28 protein-coding genes are annotated in these 16,644 nt (G+C 49.0%); 17 read left to right on the forward strand and 11 right to left on the reverse strand.

The features are described 5' to 3' along the window. The 4 genes from SIB79_RS03735 (at nt 1) to SIB79_RS03750 (ending at nt 1,726) form a co-directional block, all read left to right on the forward strand. Nucleotides 1-135 carry a hypothetical protein gene (locus SIB79_RS03735; RefSeq protein ID WP_255359769.1) on the forward strand — a complete coding sequence of 45 codons (135 nt, stop codon included), beginning with the start codon at nt 1-3 and terminating at the stop codon, nt 133-135. 140 nt (nt 136-275) lie between these two features. After that, nucleotides 276-440 (forward strand): hypothetical protein, encoded by a 165-nt coding sequence (locus SIB79_RS03740; RefSeq protein ID WP_236069677.1) that lies wholly within the window; start codon nt 276-278, stop codon nt 438-440. A 296-nt stretch (nt 441-736) separates the two neighbouring features. Continuing rightward, on the forward strand, nt 737-1,024 hold the full coding sequence (locus SIB79_RS03745; protein WP_011825790.1) for a hypothetical protein: 288 nt from the start codon (nt 737-739) through the stop codon (nt 1,022-1,024). Nucleotides 1,025-1,582: 558 nt separating this feature from the next. Next, nucleotides 1,583-1,726: a hypothetical protein gene (locus SIB79_RS03750; RefSeq protein WP_155724534.1), complete on the forward strand. Its 144-nt coding sequence runs from the start codon at nt 1,583-1,585 to the stop codon at nt 1,724-1,726. A gap of 195 nt (nt 1,727-1,921) precedes the next feature. Here SIB79_RS03750 and SIB79_RS03755 read toward each other — a convergent pair whose 3' ends face one another. Then, nucleotides 1,922-2,191 carry a hypothetical protein gene (locus SIB79_RS03755; RefSeq protein ID WP_063402832.1) on the reverse strand — a complete coding sequence of 90 codons (270 nt, stop codon included), beginning with the start codon at nt 2,189-2,191 and terminating at the stop codon, nt 1,922-1,924. A gap of 96 nt (nt 2,192-2,287) precedes the next feature. On the opposite strand from SIB79_RS03755, the gene SIB79_RS03760 reads away from it, so the two are divergent. Both SIB79_RS03760 and SIB79_RS03765 read left to right on the forward strand, forming a co-directional pair. Then, complete coding sequence (locus SIB79_RS03760; RefSeq protein ID WP_063402833.1) at nt 2,288-2,578, forward strand: hypothetical protein; 291 nt, start codon at nt 2,288-2,290, stop codon at nt 2,576-2,578. Nucleotides 2,579-2,873: 295 nt separating this feature from the next. Next, nucleotides 2,874-3,323: a hypothetical protein gene (locus SIB79_RS03765; RefSeq protein ID WP_413681137.1), complete on the forward strand. Its 450-nt coding sequence runs from the start codon at nt 2,874-2,876 to the stop codon at nt 3,321-3,323. A 411-nt stretch (nt 3,324-3,734) separates the two neighbouring features. On the opposite strand, the gene SIB79_RS03770 is transcribed toward SIB79_RS03765, so the two are convergent. The 4 genes from SIB79_RS03770 to SIB79_RS03785 are packed head-to-tail and all read right to left on the reverse strand — an operon-like array spanning nt 3,735 to nt 6,182. After that, entirely contained in the window at nt 3,735-4,445 is a 711-nt protein-coding gene (locus SIB79_RS03770; RefSeq protein ID WP_063402834.1) for a hypothetical protein, read from the reverse strand. Beyond that, entirely contained in the window at nt 4,445-5,260 is an 816-nt protein-coding gene (locus SIB79_RS03775) for a metallophosphoesterase family protein (RefSeq protein WP_063402835.1), read from the reverse strand. The genes SIB79_RS03770 and SIB79_RS03775 overlap by 1 nt, the downstream gene beginning before the upstream one ends. Before the next feature lie 5 nt (nt 5,261-5,265). After that, nucleotides 5,266-6,051: a GTP-binding protein gene (locus SIB79_RS03780; protein WP_063402836.1), complete on the reverse strand. Its 786-nt coding sequence runs from the start codon at nt 6,049-6,051 to the stop codon at nt 5,266-5,268. Beyond that, complete coding sequence (locus SIB79_RS03785) at nt 6,048-6,182, reverse strand: hypothetical protein (protein ID WP_255359768.1); 135 nt, start codon at nt 6,180-6,182, stop codon at nt 6,048-6,050. Before SIB79_RS03785 ends, SIB79_RS03780 begins: the two co-directional genes overlap by 4 nt. Nucleotides 6,183-6,331: 149 nt before the next feature. Between SIB79_RS03785 and SIB79_RS03790 the strand changes: the two genes are divergently transcribed. Beyond that, nucleotides 6,332-6,511: a hypothetical protein gene (locus tag SIB79_RS03790; protein WP_063402837.1), complete on the forward strand. Its 180-nt coding sequence runs from the start codon at nt 6,332-6,334 to the stop codon at nt 6,509-6,511. A 259-nt stretch (nt 6,512-6,770) separates the two neighbouring features. Here SIB79_RS03790 and SIB79_RS03795 read toward each other — a convergent pair whose 3' ends face one another. Next, nucleotides 6,771-7,022: a hypothetical protein gene (locus SIB79_RS03795; protein WP_063402838.1), complete on the reverse strand. Its 252-nt coding sequence runs from the start codon at nt 7,020-7,022 to the stop codon at nt 6,771-6,773. Between the two features lie 121 nt (nt 7,023-7,143). Next, a complete protein-coding gene (locus tag SIB79_RS03800; RefSeq protein WP_041384414.1) occupies nt 7,144-7,368 on the reverse strand; it encodes a hypothetical protein in 225 nt (74 codons plus the stop codon). 274 nt (nt 7,369-7,642) lie between these two features. Here SIB79_RS03800 and SIB79_RS03805 point away from each other — a divergent pair, with 274 nt between their 5' ends. Both SIB79_RS03805 and SIB79_RS03810 read left to right on the forward strand, forming a co-directional pair. Next, nucleotides 7,643-8,038 carry a guanylate-binding protein gene (locus SIB79_RS03805; protein WP_236072468.1) on the forward strand — a complete coding sequence of 132 codons (396 nt, stop codon included), beginning with the start codon at nt 7,643-7,645 and terminating at the stop codon, nt 8,036-8,038. Between the two features lie 462 nt (nt 8,039-8,500). Further along, a complete protein-coding gene (locus SIB79_RS03810) occupies nt 8,501-8,722 on the forward strand; it encodes a hypothetical protein (RefSeq protein ID WP_011130345.1) in 222 nt (73 codons plus the stop codon). Nucleotides 8,723-9,904: 1,182 nt separating this feature from the next. Here SIB79_RS03810 and SIB79_RS03815 read toward each other — a convergent pair. Together SIB79_RS03815 and SIB79_RS03820 are read right to left on the reverse strand one after the other, a co-directional pair. Next, nucleotides 9,905-10,264, reverse strand: a complete 360-nt coding sequence (locus SIB79_RS03815) for a DUF2237 family protein (protein WP_063402843.1) — start codon at nt 10,262-10,264, stop codon at nt 9,905-9,907. A gap of 127 nt (nt 10,265-10,391) precedes the next feature. Then, complete coding sequence (locus SIB79_RS03820) at nt 10,392-11,048, reverse strand: hypothetical protein (RefSeq protein ID WP_063402844.1); 657 nt, start codon at nt 11,046-11,048, stop codon at nt 10,392-10,394. 494 nt (nt 11,049-11,542) lie between these two features. Here SIB79_RS03820 and SIB79_RS03825 point away from each other — a divergent pair, with 494 nt between their 5' ends. From SIB79_RS03825 to SIB79_RS03845, 5 genes are all read left to right on the forward strand, one after another. Further along, complete coding sequence (locus tag SIB79_RS03825; RefSeq protein WP_268873530.1) at nt 11,543-11,674, forward strand: hypothetical protein; 132 nt, start codon at nt 11,543-11,545, stop codon at nt 11,672-11,674. A 362-nt stretch (nt 11,675-12,036) separates the two neighbouring features. Then, nucleotides 12,037-12,210, forward strand: a complete 174-nt coding sequence (locus SIB79_RS03830) for a hypothetical protein (protein WP_236072470.1) — start codon at nt 12,037-12,039, stop codon at nt 12,208-12,210. A gap of 49 nt (nt 12,211-12,259) precedes the next feature. Further along, the gene (locus SIB79_RS03835; protein WP_236072472.1) at nt 12,260-12,418 is read left to right on the forward strand and encodes a thermonuclease family protein; all 159 of its coding nucleotides are present in this window, start codon (nt 12,260-12,262) and stop codon (nt 12,416-12,418) included. A 738-nt stretch (nt 12,419-13,156) separates the two neighbouring features. Beyond that, a complete protein-coding gene (locus SIB79_RS03840; RefSeq protein ID WP_063402846.1) occupies nt 13,157-13,354 on the forward strand; it encodes a hypothetical protein in 198 nt (65 codons plus the stop codon). A 278-nt stretch (nt 13,355-13,632) separates the two neighbouring features. Further along, nucleotides 13,633-14,154: a hypothetical protein gene (locus tag SIB79_RS03845; protein ID WP_155724536.1), complete on the forward strand. Its 522-nt coding sequence runs from the start codon at nt 13,633-13,635 to the stop codon at nt 14,152-14,154. Between the two features lie 269 nt (nt 14,155-14,423). Here the strand turns inward: SIB79_RS03845 and SIB79_RS03850 are convergent, their stop codons facing one another. After that, nucleotides 14,424-14,729 (reverse strand): hypothetical protein, encoded by a 306-nt coding sequence (locus tag SIB79_RS03850; RefSeq protein ID WP_063402848.1) that lies wholly within the window; start codon nt 14,727-14,729, stop codon nt 14,424-14,426. A 203-nt stretch (nt 14,730-14,932) separates the two neighbouring features. Further along, complete coding sequence (locus SIB79_RS03855; RefSeq protein ID WP_011825822.1) at nt 14,933-15,187, reverse strand: hypothetical protein; 255 nt, start codon at nt 15,185-15,187, stop codon at nt 14,933-14,935. Nucleotides 15,188-15,224: 37 nt separating this feature from the next. On the opposite strand from SIB79_RS03855, the gene SIB79_RS03860 reads away from it, so the two are divergent. The 3 genes from SIB79_RS03860 (at nt 15,225) to SIB79_RS03870 (ending at nt 16,570) form a co-directional block, all read left to right on the forward strand. After that, entirely contained in the window at nt 15,225-15,398 is a 174-nt protein-coding gene (locus SIB79_RS03860) for a hypothetical protein (RefSeq protein ID WP_155724537.1), read from the forward strand. A 146-nt stretch (nt 15,399-15,544) separates the two neighbouring features. After that, nucleotides 15,545-15,742: a hypothetical protein gene (locus SIB79_RS03865; protein ID WP_236072474.1), complete on the forward strand. Its 198-nt coding sequence runs from the start codon at nt 15,545-15,547 to the stop codon at nt 15,740-15,742. 645 nt (nt 15,743-16,387) lie between these two features. After that, nucleotides 16,388-16,570, forward strand: a complete 183-nt coding sequence (locus tag SIB79_RS03870) for a hypothetical protein (protein ID WP_155724538.1) — start codon at nt 16,388-16,390, stop codon at nt 16,568-16,570. Nucleotides 16,571-16,644: the final 74 nt, after the last annotated feature.

Consider the following 16,644-nt stretch of genomic DNA (forward strand, 5'->3'; position numbering starts at 1 on the left):
ATGAACGGCAAAGTTGTGGTTCTGGCCATCGTCCTATCCCTTGTGGGGATCGCTGTTTATGAATTTGTGCTGGTTGGTGGGCTCAGCTTGGAAGGGATCGCCAGGTTTGCCAATGGGGACCTTGGCCCGACTTGAGCACGCATGATTCTTAAACGGTGCAATTGTTTGGGCTGCCCTTCTTTGCCTCATTTTCAATTGGTGCAGACCGAAAGCCTTGCCTAGTTGTTGGGTTGAGATGGCCAGGCCAGCATGCTCACCGCAAGGGTGGCAGGTTCTTGCAAAACTCGATTAGCACAGCACTTGAGCAGAAAGTAGAAAGGGAAGTGCCCGTCTCTAAGACATCGATGAACGGCAAAGTACTGGTGAGCGGAATCGTCTTGATCTTGTTGGCGATAGCTGTGTATGAATCCCTGCTCTTTAGAACCCTCCAACCTGCTTGAGCTGGGATTGAGGTCTGACTAAGAAGATTGCTTGCCTAGTTGATCGGCTCTCATGGCAAGAGGTGGACAAAAGCAGTGACGAGCACAACTGAGCAGAAGTGGTTCAAGAACCGCATCGCTGCAGAGCAGGGGAACAACAGCTGCAGTTAAACCAGACACAAGTCAAGGTGCTCTGGGTGACTTTGGCAGACAGCAAGTATCTGCCTATCGAGTTTTATTCGCGGAAACCGTACCCACTGCATCCTGGATGGCCCTTTAAATGCAGCCCGGTAAGGAACGATTTTTCTCTCCCTCCAATGACCTCCTTAGACAACCGCATCGCTGACTATCAGGACAAAGGCGAGCTCCTCGACAGTTATTTCGCTTCCTCCAGCGCCTCTGTAAAACCCACCTTCTATGCAATGAGTGATGGTGAGTACAAGGCTCACCACGACGCTCAGAAGGCTGCACGTGTTGCAGACCTCGAGCAAACCAAGGCTGCATACCTCAGCGCCCTTGAACGTCTTGAAATTCAGATCGCAAGGTTGACTCTTGAGGGAGCTCTGTCAGACAAGGCGAAGGAGCTAGCCCGTACTGCGAGCTAACCCCACCTCACACGAGAACGCCAAGACCCTTGCTGTGAATGCAAAGCAACCAGGGGTCTTTTTTATGCGCTGGCAAACCTACTGGTATGACTTGATTTTTTACATCAACTAAGGCATGAGAACATTCGCTGACGGCGACATCGGTCTTGGTTTTTTTGTGGGTCGAGCAGCGTGTGTTGCTTGAGTGATCTTTTTTTCCTGCAGTGGTGTATTGCTTAAGTGGCCTGAACTGCCATCTTGGCGAGGCTGTCTGAACGATCCATAGCGTCCAATCCCTTTAAGACCAGGGTTTAGCAGCTTCAACCAGGATGGATGCTTCGCAAATGTTGGATTGTGTTTGTCCTTTGATTGACAATCTCGCAGTTGCTATGAACCACACGATTGAGGTGTGCTGAGGTGGCTCTGTCGTTTCCCCACGCCTGTTAAAGCAGGTCTTTTTGCTTAATTGATCGTTGGCGCCGCTCACTTTGCGATTGACCTGATCAGCAACGATCAACCTGGCCCTATTGGCGATTGGCTGAGTTGTTGCTATGAACTAAAAGTCTTGCTGTCAATGACATGGGTATCAGCTTTTGGGGTAGTTGCTATGAACTGACCCCTACTTTGGTCTCGACCCTTGTACTTCTCACCGGCATCTGCTCCGTCTTTGCCTTTCTCGGACTGCGCGGTCTTGCATTCGCCAAACCTCATCGAGCTCTGTGAGAACCACAAGGTTTGCCCCTGGCCCTACGGGGCCTTTTTTATTGGTTTAGTGAGCAGTCACTGACAAGTGATAGCAAAGGGTTTCAACAGATACGATCTGGCGTCGAGGCCGGAGTGACAATTGCTAAGTCGGCGCCTGATGCCCCTCGACTGGCAGCGTCGAGGGGTTTTTCTTTCTCTCTTTATCGGGCTTCGTCATAGGCCATAGCCATTGTCTTCAGGAGGTATTTCAGGAGGAACTGTGCCTGTGCCTTCTAACGCGTCTCTGACCAGAGCAATTTCTTGAGGAGTACTCGGCAGGTGGAAAGCACCAGATAGCAGCTCACGAGCACGATTCCTCAAGGTGTCGTCTTCAGTTTCTTCGCTAAATCGAACAGTGTCTTTGATCAGTTGGATCAACTCAGCGTCAACTTCATCGGCCGCTTGCCAGCGTTCGAATAGTTCATCGAAGTAGGTCTCATTCATCGTCTTCACCCTCAGACATTTCGAAGCGGATCCCTGCTTCCTTCATCTCCATCTCCAGCTTGAGCAGGCCTTTTTATCAGAGCGCTTTCCAGTTGGGTGTTTAAAGGGTATCTGCGCTTTATAGATGTTCTCGGCCGTAGTTACTTAGACCGCCAGATGATGGGCGAGCTCGCCTTATTGAAAAGCAGGGCGATGGATCCCGATGTGGATGAGGCAGGGGAGCGATGGCAAAGACTGCAAAAGATGGCTGGAGGGCCACGTCAGCCCAGTGGTGAGGGTCGTTTCAACAACTCTGCCCCTAGACCAGTGGTAGGGAGTCAGGGCTTTGGTTTTTGTGCGAGAAGTTCTTTCAAAATCTCCTTTTGCCTAGCAGCAGCGAGTCTGTAGCCCCTTTCGAGATCTGTTTCTGTGGGGTCCTCTTTGGGAGCATCTTTTTTGTTTCGACGGCCGAATATCCCAGTTATGGACTTACTGAGCATTTAGGAGCTGGAAGGCTTGCTCAGCTGATGGTCTCATATGGCCAACGATGGCAAGAACAGGCGTAAACGTGCGCAGCGTGAGAAGAAATAGCTCGAGAACCTTATTGCTGAATTTCAAGACAACGGCGAGCTATAGGAGCCAAGCGCGGAGCAGTTCTAGGTGATCGATGCGTTCATAGCAGAGAAGCCTCCAGGCTTGAACCTTGCTCAAGCCATGCAACTCTTGTATTCCCTTGACGATGCGACCTATTGATCAATGGATTTTGAGTCGCGAAAACCGTACCAGAGACGTTCGCGACGTGATGTCTATCGCCAACCGGCCCTGGTTCTCACGACCTTTTTGGTTCGGTTGCACCATCCAGCTGCATCAAACTGTAGGGGTCTTGAAGAGAACAATCATGTATTCACTATTCGATTCCGTCTTTGACGTTCCATTCGGCTACAGCATCCCTCGTGATCGCGTTGTTGTGATTCCTGATTCGCAGTACAACAAGCTGCGTGCCCAAGAAAATGAGCGCCAAGTTGCCAAACTTGAAGCTCGCAAAGAGCATCACTCTCAGGTGATTGAGCGGCTTAACGAGCAGATCGGTGAACTCCAAGCTGCACTACCAGCAGCTGAGCCAGACAAAGAGTTAGCGGGCACAAAAGAGTGACCGCTAACGGCAGCTGGAGTGGGACCCATCTGCCGATATTTGCTGGGATACAACAGCACGTTCTAGGGGGCCTGCGGGCCCCTTTCTCTTGTCTGAGCTAGTCGTTACTGGCAAGTGAAAGTAAGGGGTTGTCGGATAGGAGTGAAGATTGGGGGCGTCGTTAAAAAGCTAATGCCTACCTGCCCTCCTCCGCTCATAGCTCCAGGTTTTTTTATTGTGGTTTCAGCAGACAAGGAATGCTTAGGGAAAGCAGCCAATGATTGCTTCAAAGGGGAACTGCTCGAACGTTTAAAAGCTTTCGCTTTTCTAAGCATTGGATCGTAAGAGAGTGTTAAACCCCATTGCCATCAAGGGTTTAGGCGCTCCTGTCTTTCACTGAACTTTTAACTTGTCCTGTTGGGCAGGGTTAGTTCAAGCAAAACCGCGATGCTTGGATGGCGTTTGACTTCCGGCAGTGAGGAAGTCGATTTGATCGCTGCCTGGGTCGTACAGGGTGTAATGAGGGCCAGCTCCGATGCCGATCACGCTCCGTTTGGGAACCGTCTGTTGATGTTGCTGTTGACCCTCCAAATCCTTGACTTGTGAGTCGATACCTCCACCTGTTAACTCAAGACGAAATTGCTTAGTGCTGCGTGCAGTGAACAGTCTGTTCACATCGAGTCGTGTGAGGCGATCAAGGAGCACTAACGGTGAGCTCTCAGGCGTCAGGTTGTCGCCAACGTCCGCCGAGCTGCCATGGATGAGACCACAATCCAGTTCAATGAAGCCGAATTGAAGAGAGGCCAGCCAGTTCAAGTGAGCAGAATCAACAGCATTGACAAGTGCATGCACAGCATCTTCTCCTTGGTTGAGACGTATTGCTTCGGCATTTCGATCACCACGAAACCCGCGCTCTGCAAGCAATTGTTCTTCCCACCACCCATAGATGCATTGGGGTTTTAATTCATTGCGATGAGGGTTTTGCAGACGGTTCAACAGTGCGTTGCAGTTGCGATCAGGACCAATCAGATCTCCCAAGACAAAGAGGGTCTCTACCCCACGGGTTTTCTTTAAGTCTCGCTGGATGAGGTTATAAACCTCCAAATCTCCGCGGAGACCGCTTACGAGTGCCCAGCGATCCATCAGCGTTCACACACGTGGCTGGCGTCTTCTGCTTGTTCTGCATATTCGAAGCCATGGCTCAAGCGCCAGGCGAACACTGGAGGTAGCCCCGCTTCAACAATGGCTTGACAGGTTCTCCCAACGTCATAGCTCACCTCTTTGATCTCAACCTCATCAGTGGCATCGTTGTGAATCACATAGGTGGCGCTGGTACTCCCGTGACGTGGCTCGCCCACAGAGCCAGCATTGACGATTCGACGCATTGGCAAATTGAGCTCGTGTTCCCCTGCGCTGTGGCTGCCGGCGTTTTGCAGGCGCACATGAATTGATCCATTGCGCAGTTCACGCACATAAGGCTGATGAGTGTGTCCACAGAAAAGGGTCTCGGCTCCTGCCGTTTCCACCCTTTCGAGTGCTGCAAAGGCATCCATATTTGGCAGCAGATATTCGTGTTGGCTATTGGGGCTGCCGTGCACAAACAGGAGCCGATCTCGACGTAACGATGTCGGCAGACTGGCCAGAAAGGCCTTGTTCTCATCAGTCATCCGCTCGGCTGTCCACTGATGGGCCAGGTGTCCGCGCCGTTCAGCCAGCTGAGATGGGTAACTGCACTCGCATGCATTCAGTCCATCGATGATGTCCTCGTCCCAGCAGCCCTGACAAGTGGGTATGGCACGTTCTCGCACCAGCTTCACAACTTCGTTGGGTTGGGGGCCGTAGCCCACTAAATCGCCAAGGCAGGTGATCGTCTCGATCCCTTGTTGATCAATGTCATCCAGCACCGCCTCGAATGCAGCGAGGTTGGCGTGCAGACACGAAATCACAGCATGAGCCATAACAATCAGCGTGAGTGAGTGAGTTCTGGTTGCCGATCCCGCAGAGGTGCCTGATGCATCTCCAATACGGCATCGTTGAGCAGGCAGTCGTCGATCGTCGACTGAGCGCCGACTGCATCGAGCGCTTTGCCTTGAACCACCAATTCAGACACTCGAGTGGGGCGGCCATTTGGTGGTGCAACTGCTTGTAGGGGCAGGAACTGTGAACCGTCCTGAGTCATCATCCAGTTGCAGAAAAATGCACGACCATCAGGCAGATTCATTAATGCCTTGGCTCGGTAAACATCGCCATAGGCACCGTTCACAAGTTCGAACCAGAAGCTGTTGAGGCTGCTGGGGTCCCAGACATATTTGTGAAGGCTGATGGTCCAGGATTCGAGTTTGCTGAATTCCAAGCTGTCTCGCTTCGGCAATTCAGGGTCTTGGCCGAAGTGGAGATGCCGATCAGGGAGCAGGTGGAACGCCTCGAGCTGAGCTTTGACGCGAGGATCGATCCCGATCAGACCAGTCTCCTTGGGAGGGCGGAACTGAGGAACTTCGATCAATGCCAGCAAGTCGTCCGGTTGGGATGCGAGGTCTAGATGCGGATCAGTGAGGTCTCTCAGTTGAGGAATTTGATCTTGGAGAAAGGCAAGATCTATTCCCGTGTCGGGGGCCTGTTCAAGGCCTTCATCGGCGTAACCCTCAAGTCGCAGGTATCCACAACAGCCGGAGTGGCTCTGCATTGTGTTGAGGATCCAGGTTGTTTTGCCGCAGCCGGGAGGCCCGGAGATCAGCCAGGTTTTGCTCATGGTTGTAGCAACAAGGCTGTTGGCTGATTGCGTGGAACTCGCATGGTCATCATTTGGAGTTGGTCCAACTCACCGCCCTGAAAGGGCCTTGGGTCTCCAGCCGTAGCCTCTGCCGATAGACGCAGAACCAAGACTTAAGAGTGGGAATGGGAATCATTCTCATGATGACTGGTTTGAGTTCCACCTGTCCACCCTTATCAAGAGATTGATTCGTTTGCTCAATAGGGGGGGTGAGGGCAAAATCCAGTAGAAGAGGTCAATGTGCTTGCCTCATCGCTGTATGGACAGTCGCCATTGGTCTCTACTCGCAGGAGCTGTTCTACTCATTGGTGCCCTATCTCTTCTTTTCGTTGAAATCGATTTGGGGATGGAAGAAGCCATCCCACAAAACCCAGAGGAACAGCCCATCCCTGACCCGCCAGAGACGTATGGCGAAGGCAAGATCTTGATGGGCGACTGACAATGATGCGTGAGATGAAGCGCGGCGCGGCGTATTTGTTGCTTGACCCCAAGGGCTAGTGGTTTCTGCAATTCATGGATTGCGCTGCTCTTAGCGATCTCGAGCGCGATATCGAGTTATCAAAGGCCGCTCGATGAAGGCTGAGCCTGCCTTACTGAAAACCAAGACGATCAATCCCCACGTGGATGACCCGCGTGAGCGATGGAAGCAGCGCAAGAAAGATTGGTGGCAGGAATACCCTCATCAGGGTTAAGGCGTCTTAGTCCTCCGTTCGTGAAGCGCTATCAGCAAAGGTTTTTTCCAATCGCTCTTTGATTGCGTCGTTTGGTGCGATCTTGCGCCGTGAGCTGCCCTTCTGTTGAGAACTGAAGTTAAAGAGCCCTCCTGCTTTTCCCACTTCGCTGGCCCGATCAGGGCCTTTCCTGATCGTCATTCTGAACAACCACCAAAAACCAAGGCCAAATAAGACAAGCAAAGAGAGAAGAAGTGCTAAAGCAGCGTTCGTCTCCATAGCAGGTCAAGGGGGTATTGAAACTTAGACCACCTGTTGTACACCGGCAGCCTTGCACACATCTGATCTGCGTAAATCGAAAGACCGGTGGAGTGCGCACCACCGAGGTGTTCGAGGGCCTTTAAGGGCTTTTAGAGAAGGTTTCCTCTAACTGCTTTCTGATTTTGTAGCTCTGGATGCTGTCTTTTGGTTTGACCTCTTGTTGAGACCTGAAGTCAAAAAGCCCTGTTCTACCCCATCCGTTGGCCCCACCACGGCCATTTCTCATCGTCATTCCTACCCACCAAAACTGAAGGCCAAGGAAGACAAGCAAACAGATCCCAAGAGCGATATAGCCAGCATTCATCTCAACTCAGAGCGTGTTGCATAAGAGAAGCCTTGCACACATCTGATGGGCTTACATGACCAGATAGAGCAAGAACAATAAAAGTTGCTCCCAGTCTGAGAAGAATTGGGTCGGGCCTCTTATTGCTGAAGATCAGGTCAACGGCGAAACCAGCGATCCAATCGAGTAGCGGTTCTATGTCATCAACAAGATCACAGGAGAGAAGCGTTTGCTTTGAAATCTTGCGCAAGCAAAGAAGCTCTGGGGTTCCCTCAAAGATGCGATGGATTGATCGATGGATTTTGATTCGCAAAAACCGTACACGAGCCGTTTAGGGGGCGATGTCTATCGCCGACCGGCCCTGGTTCTTACGACCTTTTTGGTTCGGTCGAAAATTCTGATGGCGTCATGCTGTAGGGGTCTTGAACTGAATGGCATGTATTTACGATTCGACGAAGTCTTCAATGCTCCCTTTGGCTACACCATTCCTCGTGATCGCGTTGTTGTGATCCCTGATTCTGCGTTCAAGGCTGCTCAGGAACGTCAAAATGCACAGCGCGTTGCTCGTCTTGAAGCACGCAGAGCAGAGCATCTTTCAGTTGTTGATCAGCTCGAGAAGCAGATTGCCGAATTGCAGCCTTGTCAGCAAGAAGCAGTGTCAGACAATGGGTTAGCGGCAGCGGAAACCTGACCGCTAGCACCTACGGGTGTGGGAGAGAAAAGACCTCCTGGTTCCTCGGGGGTCTTTTGTTCCTCAGGCAATCTTGAACTGCAGCGTGAGGGTGTAAACCTTCACAAGATCAACACCATGGCTTTAAGAGGTGAGTTGCTGAGCAACCAGGGAAAAGTCAGCTTGGATCAATTCAAAATCAATCAGGAGGTTTTGCTGACCAAATGGCTCAGTAAACGAGGTGAAATGAGTCATTCTTCAGCTTGTTCTCTTCTCCCAAGCCGATTTTATCGATGATCTTAAGGAGCTTGCTCTGATGGTTGGTGATCATCCAGTTGTTGATTGCTGCTTGCGTGCTTGCGTCTATTCACCAGTTTGGGGCACTTATAGGCCGGCTAATCCATCTCTCTCTTACTGTTTCTTCTTGACTTCTTTTTTCTTGGATCGGAGTTGTATTTTTAACGGACCGGAACGATCCATTGAATGCCAAACCAACAGCGGCTGCGAGCCCGCTTGCTGGAGTTCCTGAAGTTCCGAGTTCTGGCTGCTCAGGAGGAGTTTTTCACACCCTGGCAGAGCAAGGCTGGAATCGATTGCATCAAGCTACGTGCTTGGCTCTCTGATGTTTGGCCAGAAGCCCTTGCTCTGGATGACGACCAGTTGAAGCAGGTGCTTGATCAGGCGCGCTGGCTTTATGTGAACTGAGGCCCCAAGAGAAAGAAGGCTCCCTTCAGGCTATTGGGAGAACCAAAGAAATACATTCGCCAATGCGGCTCAAGCTCTGATGCTCTTCTTGCTGATCGGAGCTCTGGCTGCTCCTTCTAGAGCTGAGAAATCTATACGCCAACCTTGACTATCAGAAAAATACTTCGACCTATGCCCACAGTGGTGCGTCGGAGAAAGATGGGGCGACTCAATCAAAGAGTGGAGTCAATATCTGCAGAATGAGGAGAGTAAGGAATGGGAAGAGGCGACGAGAACCGACTGCATCAAGGTTTGGGCTCCTTCTATCGATGGCACTGGCTGGAAGCAGGGCGACGTTGATTGAGCAGATCGAGGTCTATCTCCTCTGCCATAAAAAAAGGCCCTCTGGTAGGTACAGAGGGCAGCTCATGCGTTCGTTCCAACTTTGGCTAAGTCACAAGGCGTTTGCACGCACCAAGGCAACAAGCTTAGGTATCAAATGCCCACTCGCATAGCAACAGGGGGGAGTAGACGTTCTCTTTGATCCAAGATCCCTAGTCCCTGTTTGTTTTATCCCACCTAAGCAGCGCCAGGCTGATCCCACATCATTAGCAGCCAGCGGTCAGCAATCTGCTCCGCGAGCTGGTCAACAACTGCGAGCTGGTCGAGTTCACGAGCTTTGATTCACTTCTTCTCTCGTTTGGCAGGCGTTCGCCTGTTCTTGCCAAAGCCGCTCATATCGAGCCCATGCCAGTTGTATGCAAGGCTTCCTGTATGGAGATGAACGCTGGCTACATAGGGCTTGGGCTCTGTTTTCTTGTTTTCGCTGGACTTCAGTTCTGGTGGCTAGGTATGACGATGGGACTATTCAGTAAAAGAAGGGACTTGCGAGTCGAATTCAAGCCTCCAAAGGAAGTCGGCACAAACTTCAAGCCGCAAAGGGATCTTAGTCCAATCAGTCGGGACGATGAATTCAAAAGGCGCTTGGAGCAGACCTTTACTGAAAGCCCTTCAGAAAGGGAGGATTGATAACAACCATGGCCAATATCCCTTAAAGTACTGGGAAGTATTTAGTTCTTCAACAAACATAAATCTGATTGATGCCAAAGTATTGCTTAAAGAGTATTAAATAATGATTCCTTAGCGCATCCGAGATATCGATCATGCCTCTTAGTGCTCTAAATTCTCAAAGATCTATGCAGCTCAAGCATGACTGTATTGCTTGAGTATCTGAAGATCTACAATTGCCAAAACTTCGATATTCGTTGCCTCTAATCGAATATTTGGGGCCATGCCATCATCATAGGCTTGTTTCCAACGAGATGCACATACACACCAATGATCACCTGGTTTCAACCCTGAGAATCCATACTGAGGCATTGGCGTTGATAGATCGTTCCCTTGAGCTTTGCTATAGGTCAGAAATTGCTCGCTGATCACGCAGCAAACCGTATGCTGACCAAGGTCATATCCATCAGTTCTACATTTTCCGTCTCGATACCAACCCGTGTTCGGATCACAACTACAAATCTCGAGAGGTTCGCCTAAAACATTTCGATCCATTGGCAAATGACTGATTAGCTAAATCTTATAGGTTTAAAGCTGCAAGGCAATAGCAACTGAGCCTTAGCATTTGCTTTGAGATAAGCATAAGTAGTATTCTGCCTGCCTCAGTTAAGCCGAATTCTATTTACCGCTGATGGATCCAACTATCAACGACGCTAAAACTTGGTCGTTCTGGATCACTAAAATCTAGTCGGTACTTTTTAACCTCGTAGCCCCATCCATTCCCAGGATGATACTCGTATTCAATAACCGATGAACCCGCTTGTCTTGCGATGTTGTGGAGAAACAGGCTCCTGCCTGGGGTTTCGATGGGTGAGTTGTCTCTGAAATTATTCTTCGAAAGGCAGAGCCTCCTGCTTCCATCACCATATCTTATTGCGAAGATCAAGTACTTACTCCCATGAGTGTTGAATCTACTTGCATAATCAATTTGCCAATTCCCAGGATCAAAAGAATCACTTACGAGCTCACAATCGGCTCCAAATGCTCTTTTAGCCTTAGAGATTAGTGAAGAGGATTGGCATGATTTTTCAATATCATTCCTAACATTTACTTGTCGAGTACCTGAAAGCTCCTCCAGCCTTTCAATTGTAATCCAGTCTTTGTCGTTGACTCCACGACCAATTATTTTGCTTTTCCAGAGCCCTTCTCTACAATTATAGCTATAGGCTGTGCCTTCAATGACTTTATCCTTTGCCTCCGCAGAGATTGTTGATGTGCAGAGTAATATGCCAGCTATTGCACATTTGAGGATAAAATCTGAGATTGGCGTGCGTCGCATATAGAGGCTTGAAGATCATTTATATATTTTAGCATAATTAGAAGATTCCGTTCTTGAATGTTATGTCTTAGCCGTTCTAGACTTGGAATCTGAGAATAATTAATGGATTTAGCTTGTATACACTAGTAAGAGGATTTTCTGGTTTTTACGCGAGCGAAAGTAGCTCAGCGGATTGGAATTTTTAACAACGCGATTTCTAGCCGCTTGTGGACCTCCTCTTCTTAGATGCGAACCCTGAACCCAAGCGTGGTTTCTACTGTGAGTTGTTCAGTGAGATCAGCATCAGGAGCAGGCTTGAGCTAAGGCGGGACATCTATGACACGGCTATGTCTTAAGCCTAGATAGAGCCTCGTGAATTGTGAGATAGGGCACCGGCGTCTTCACCAGCAATGCCATAGACCCCTTCTATTGCTTGACCTACGCTTCTTCCTACTATAACCATGAGATGTGATCAGGCAAAATTGAGTTAGATGAGATCAAATGGAGTTTTAGGCGTGACTGTTCACGAAAGAGATGTCGATGATGATTCCTATGACGAGGTTGATGAGTACCTCAACAGCCAAGAATCTGATGAGGAAGAACGTGCTTACTTTCCAGTTGAAGACTCAAAGCCGCCTCACTACTGAGACACTTGTCTTTGAAAAGATCAATAAGAATTTGAAATCTCAATTGCCTTCTAGAGCCTTTGATCGATGCCAGCAGATAACTAAAGATTTTTGTGCCAAGGGATGTGCCGCTTATAGGCAAGGCACGATTGACACGCAGATGATCATTGGCTGCGATGACAACCTTAACCGTGTCCTACGGAAGGAACTAAAAGGACTGGGAGAGAACTGATGGGGCACTTGCACTGGAGTTATCTCGAAGTTGGTTTGCTGGTTATTTTCTACTGGGGTTTGATGATTTGGTGGATCAGGAGAGCTAAGAGAAAGCAAGAGCTTGCTAAACCGTTGACTAAGAAAGAGTTCTACAAGTTCTTGGAGCGGATATGGGCAAGAGACTTCTAGTTCTTCTTCATGCTGTCTGGGTAGACCCATGCAATGCAGCAGAAGTACTTGCGATAGGTGATGGTGACACTCTCGCCGTCACAGAATGCAGCCAATCAATCCAAGTGCGCCTTTGCCTGCATAGTCGCTCCAGAGACCTCACAGTCGCCGTATGACATATCAGCACGACAAGTAATAAAGGCTCTATGAGCGGTTGGATCTGATGTGACTCTCCGCTCCAAGGCAACTGACCGCTATGCAAGAACCGTTGCAGAAGTCATTCTCAATGGCAGCAACATCAACCACTCATTAGTGAAGTCGGGAAATGCCTTTGTCTATTGGCAGTACATCAAAGGGTGTGATCACAGTCCTACACAGGTCTAGAGATCACTTTCAGGCCAGGAGGACTGGGAATGTGGTCTGTTTCTGCTGGGATCAAGCGTCTATGACACTACAGGACAAATAAGCAGAGCAATAGCAAGGGAACACGTTATCGCTGCAAGGACATCAGTTCATAGCCTGCAGCCAGGAACTGCTCAGACAAGGAGACTCCCGTCTGGATGGGGATAAGCACGGGGAGGCATGTGAGCCGATCAGGCGGCAGATTGCAACTTGATGACGGTTTCGTGCCGATAGGAGCCTGATAGAGCATTGTCTGAGTGGAGGCTCTTTAGCGATGCAACATCCCATTTGGGTAATCCTTGCTTGGGCAGTTGCTTGCTTCGCGGTTGGCCTGAAATTAAGAAGACTCTCCCATCTACTCTTCCAGAAGACACTGAATAGAGCATTCGCTACAGAAGACTTCAGAGCATCGCTGGAGCGTATCTGGGAGAAGGAAATAGTGCGATGAAACTAGCTTTCGAGAACTCTTGCATTGTTTCAATTAAAAAGGTATGAACCCATCGTTAATTTCCACTGGCGTATCTAACTATGGAAATAACGGCAATGATGATTACACCATATGTCCAGATTGCTCCACTTCTATTCGTTAGCCTCTCTAGCCAAACAGGAAATCCTGAAGCATTATTGATCAGTAGATAGGCTAGACCCAAGACCACCATTGGAATGCCTAGCGCTAGCAATAAATCCATGCCTTTAGTCCATTGACCCTAATCATATCCTTTGTATCGTGAAAACAAGTATCTTTTAAACAAAGAAAAAGGCTGTAGTTTCTTTGGGGAAAACTTAGCTTTATTGATTGAAAATGCTCTTCCTCCAATCTGGCGGGAAATCCTTCTTTTAGGGGAAATAGCAAGATCAAAAAATCTCTTTCTGGATGTTGCTGCTGCAGGTTGGCTGTGCGATAGTGTGTTTGTCTGAGTTGAGAGCGTCACAATTAAAACCTTAATATGAATTTTGCTTCAATCGAAGTCAACTATCTAAAGGCTCCGCAGTTGCATTAGCATTCATTCCTGGAGCGAAGCTGAAAACCTGAAGATCATCAACCAACAATGAAATTCATTTCTTCAATCTCTTTTGCTGCAGGTCTCGGATCATTGCTCTTTATTGCTGCTGCTTCTAAAGCGAATCCACAAGTCGAACCTTCGATACACAAGCTTTGTATTGAAGCTAAAGACTACGCTGGCTGTGTCAGAGCAATGAAAGGCGACACTAGTAACACGACCAGGCAGATTCGCTCACAAGGTGCAGATATTGCAGAAGGTAATCAATGCCCATCAGGGTTTGCCTACGTTGGTGGAGGCAACTGCATGGAGGTTAAATGTGTCTACAACACATCAACGGGCCTTGGCTTTGATACCGGACATGACCAACGAGTTGCAGGGAAAGCTGATTGGGGATGCAAGGGATCTTTTTGGTATGGAGCTGGAGTGATGCAACTTCAAGGCAGCGCAAGAGCAAGCATCAATCCTGAATGTCCTCCTGGCGAACCTCAAATCGGCTACAACAGCACTTGTCAAAAACCTCCTGCTGGATGGGAGAGCCCTTCAGAACAAGCTGCTCGAGAAAGACGTGAAGCGCCAAAGTGCGATTTCAGGCTCCGTCAATACAAATGCAGTTATAAGGCTTACTTGGATGCCAACCCAGCGATGAAGAAATGGGCTGAACTAAATCCAGAAATGGCAAAGAAAGAAAGCTTTCGCTTGCAGTCACTGGATTAACTTTACTGGGGGTGGGAATTATGAGGTCTATGCCCTGAAAAATGAACAAGAGAATAGGTGCGTTCCTCCCAGCAGTAGCGTCATCATCCAAAGTGCCTATGGGGTCGTTGCATGCTTAAAAGGTGCTTCATTATCTACTTCCCTATTGGCTGCAGCTATCAGGCTACTTCAATTGAAGGAATGAAAAAAGACTGAGGTCTCTCTCCTTTTTATTCATGGGGCACACCAGCTGTCTGTTCATCGCATAGCAGCTGTGTGTTCTCAAGTACCTAATGATCAACTAGATAACGATTGTTGATTAACTCATCAAAGACTGTTGCGCCTCTTGCTTTCTTCCCAGCTGATACAGGAGTGACCTGATCAAGTACAGCGGCAAAGCAAGTGATCCAGAAACTACCTTTGCAGACACCAGCTGATTGGCAAATGTGATCAGGAGCGACTTCAATACAACCCTGCGTTCGAGAAACTTTGATACTTGCGATTTGGGAGTCCAACTCTAGATCCAATAGCTGTGCCTCTCTTACAGTTATTGCTGTACCTGCGGCATGGCATTCGAGCAACATTTGATAGTTCATTGATAGACCAGCTGCTAGTAGATATTATCTTCACATTTTTAGCGGCGAGTCGTTTGAAGGGTCACTCGCTAACCCATCGGTATTTGTAGCAGCTTCGCACACCTCGAAGATGCGAGAGCTTTTTGAAAAAAGAGGGTTGGAGGGCCATGTCAGCCATTGGTAGGGGGTTGTGTCACCCTCCTGCACAAGTTCGAGCTAGCAAGTCAAGCTCTTGGCTTCTGCTCGAGAAGACCTTTCAGGATCTCCTTTTGCCTAGCAGCAGCACGGATATAACCCCTTTGTAACTCTGCTTCTGCCAATTCCTTTTTTAGAGGAGCTTCTACCTCCGCCAACTCTTTCTTTAGACGAGCCAATATCTCAGCGATTTCGTTTTTTAGACGAGCCTCTGCCTCAGCCAATTCGTTCTTGATACGAGCAATCCGAAGATCGATTTCCTGCTCGCTTTCCTTGCTGCTCATCTAGATACGGAAGGGCTCGTCAAGCTGATGTTCTCACATGGCCAGGAATGCAAGAACAAAAAGTTGTGCCCAACCTGAGAAGAAGGGGATCGAGGCTTGTATTGATGCATGTCAGGACAACGGCAAGGCCAGCGAGCCAAGCGAGGGGCAGGTCTTCCTCATCGACAAGATCCCAGGAGAGAAACCCTGGGTTGAAACTTGGCTCAAGTAAACAAGCTCTGGCCTTCCCTCGAAGATGCGATGGGTTGATCGATGGATTCTTTTTGACGCAAACCATATTCGAGACGTTCAGGAGGTGATGCCTAGCCCCGCCCGGCCCTTGTTCTTACGACCTTTTTAGTTCGCTCTCACCTTCTGATGGCGTCATGCTGTAGAGGTCTTGAACTGCACGACCTGTACTCACGATTCGACGAAGGCTTCAATGCTCCCTTTGGCTACACCATTTCTCGTGATCGCGTTGTTGTGATCCCTGATTCTGAGTACAAGGCTGCGCAGGAGTGTCAAAACGCACAGCGCGTTGCTCGTCTTGATGCACGCAGAGCAGAGCATCTTTGAGTTGTTGATCAGCTCGAGAAGCAGATTGCCGAATTGCAGCCTGTCTACAGGAAGTAGAGCCATATACAGAGTTTGCCGCCACCAAAGAGTGACCGCTGGGCCGGATGATGGCGGTCAGCTGGTCGTTTATTAGTTGTTGATTCCTTCTGTTCTCACATAGGGGGCATTTTTAGTGTGCACACTTCAGCGATCGTTGAGGCCAAGAGCATGAGAAACGCACCATCAATCCAACCGCTCTGCGTAGTCCCTTAGCACTTCTGCAATTTTGTGCGGTGGGATCTCTTGCTGATATTCCCTGCACAGATCGAAGAGCTTGTCTGTGAAGTCCTTCATAGGACTTGGTTTCTTGGTTTCAGTCATTGAGCAATCTCCAGATCAGGAATGCTGGCATGCCGCTAAAAAAAAGAGCCCCCCCTAGGGCCTGGTTTGTTCTTTCTGCTTTTTCCAAGCAGTGGCTCATAACGTCCTTCTCCAGTGGAGATACCCTTTTAGGGTTCGTGGGCTTCTTCAGTTGTTTGTGCAGCTCTCGAAGCGCGAATATGGGAAGCATAGAATTAATAGCCATGACAACTAGAGCAGGTGTGCCCATGCCCTGAAACGGCATGCACTTATGTGTTGGTGCCCTTGTTGTCGTTATCTGTCGTCATGGCTAAGAACGCTTGCGGCGCAATCTTGATCGTTCGACAGACGCCATTTCGGCGGCGTCAACCACTCAAGCCTGTTGTTGGTATGGCATCACGGTTCAAAAGCAATGCAAAGCCCTTGCAACTGCAGGGGCTTTGTATTGCTTTAACCACTTCAATATTTGTTGGAAATGACATCCGATAGCTGGCACCATAAACTTACAAATAACAACCAACACCTAAACTAATGTCAGAAGAACAACTCATTGAGGCTCTACA

Source organism: Prochlorococcus sp. MIT 1342, assembly GCF_047304495.1.
Taxonomy (GTDB): domain Bacteria; phylum Cyanobacteriota; class Cyanobacteriia; order PCC-6307; family Cyanobiaceae; genus Prochlorococcus; species Prochlorococcus marinus_D.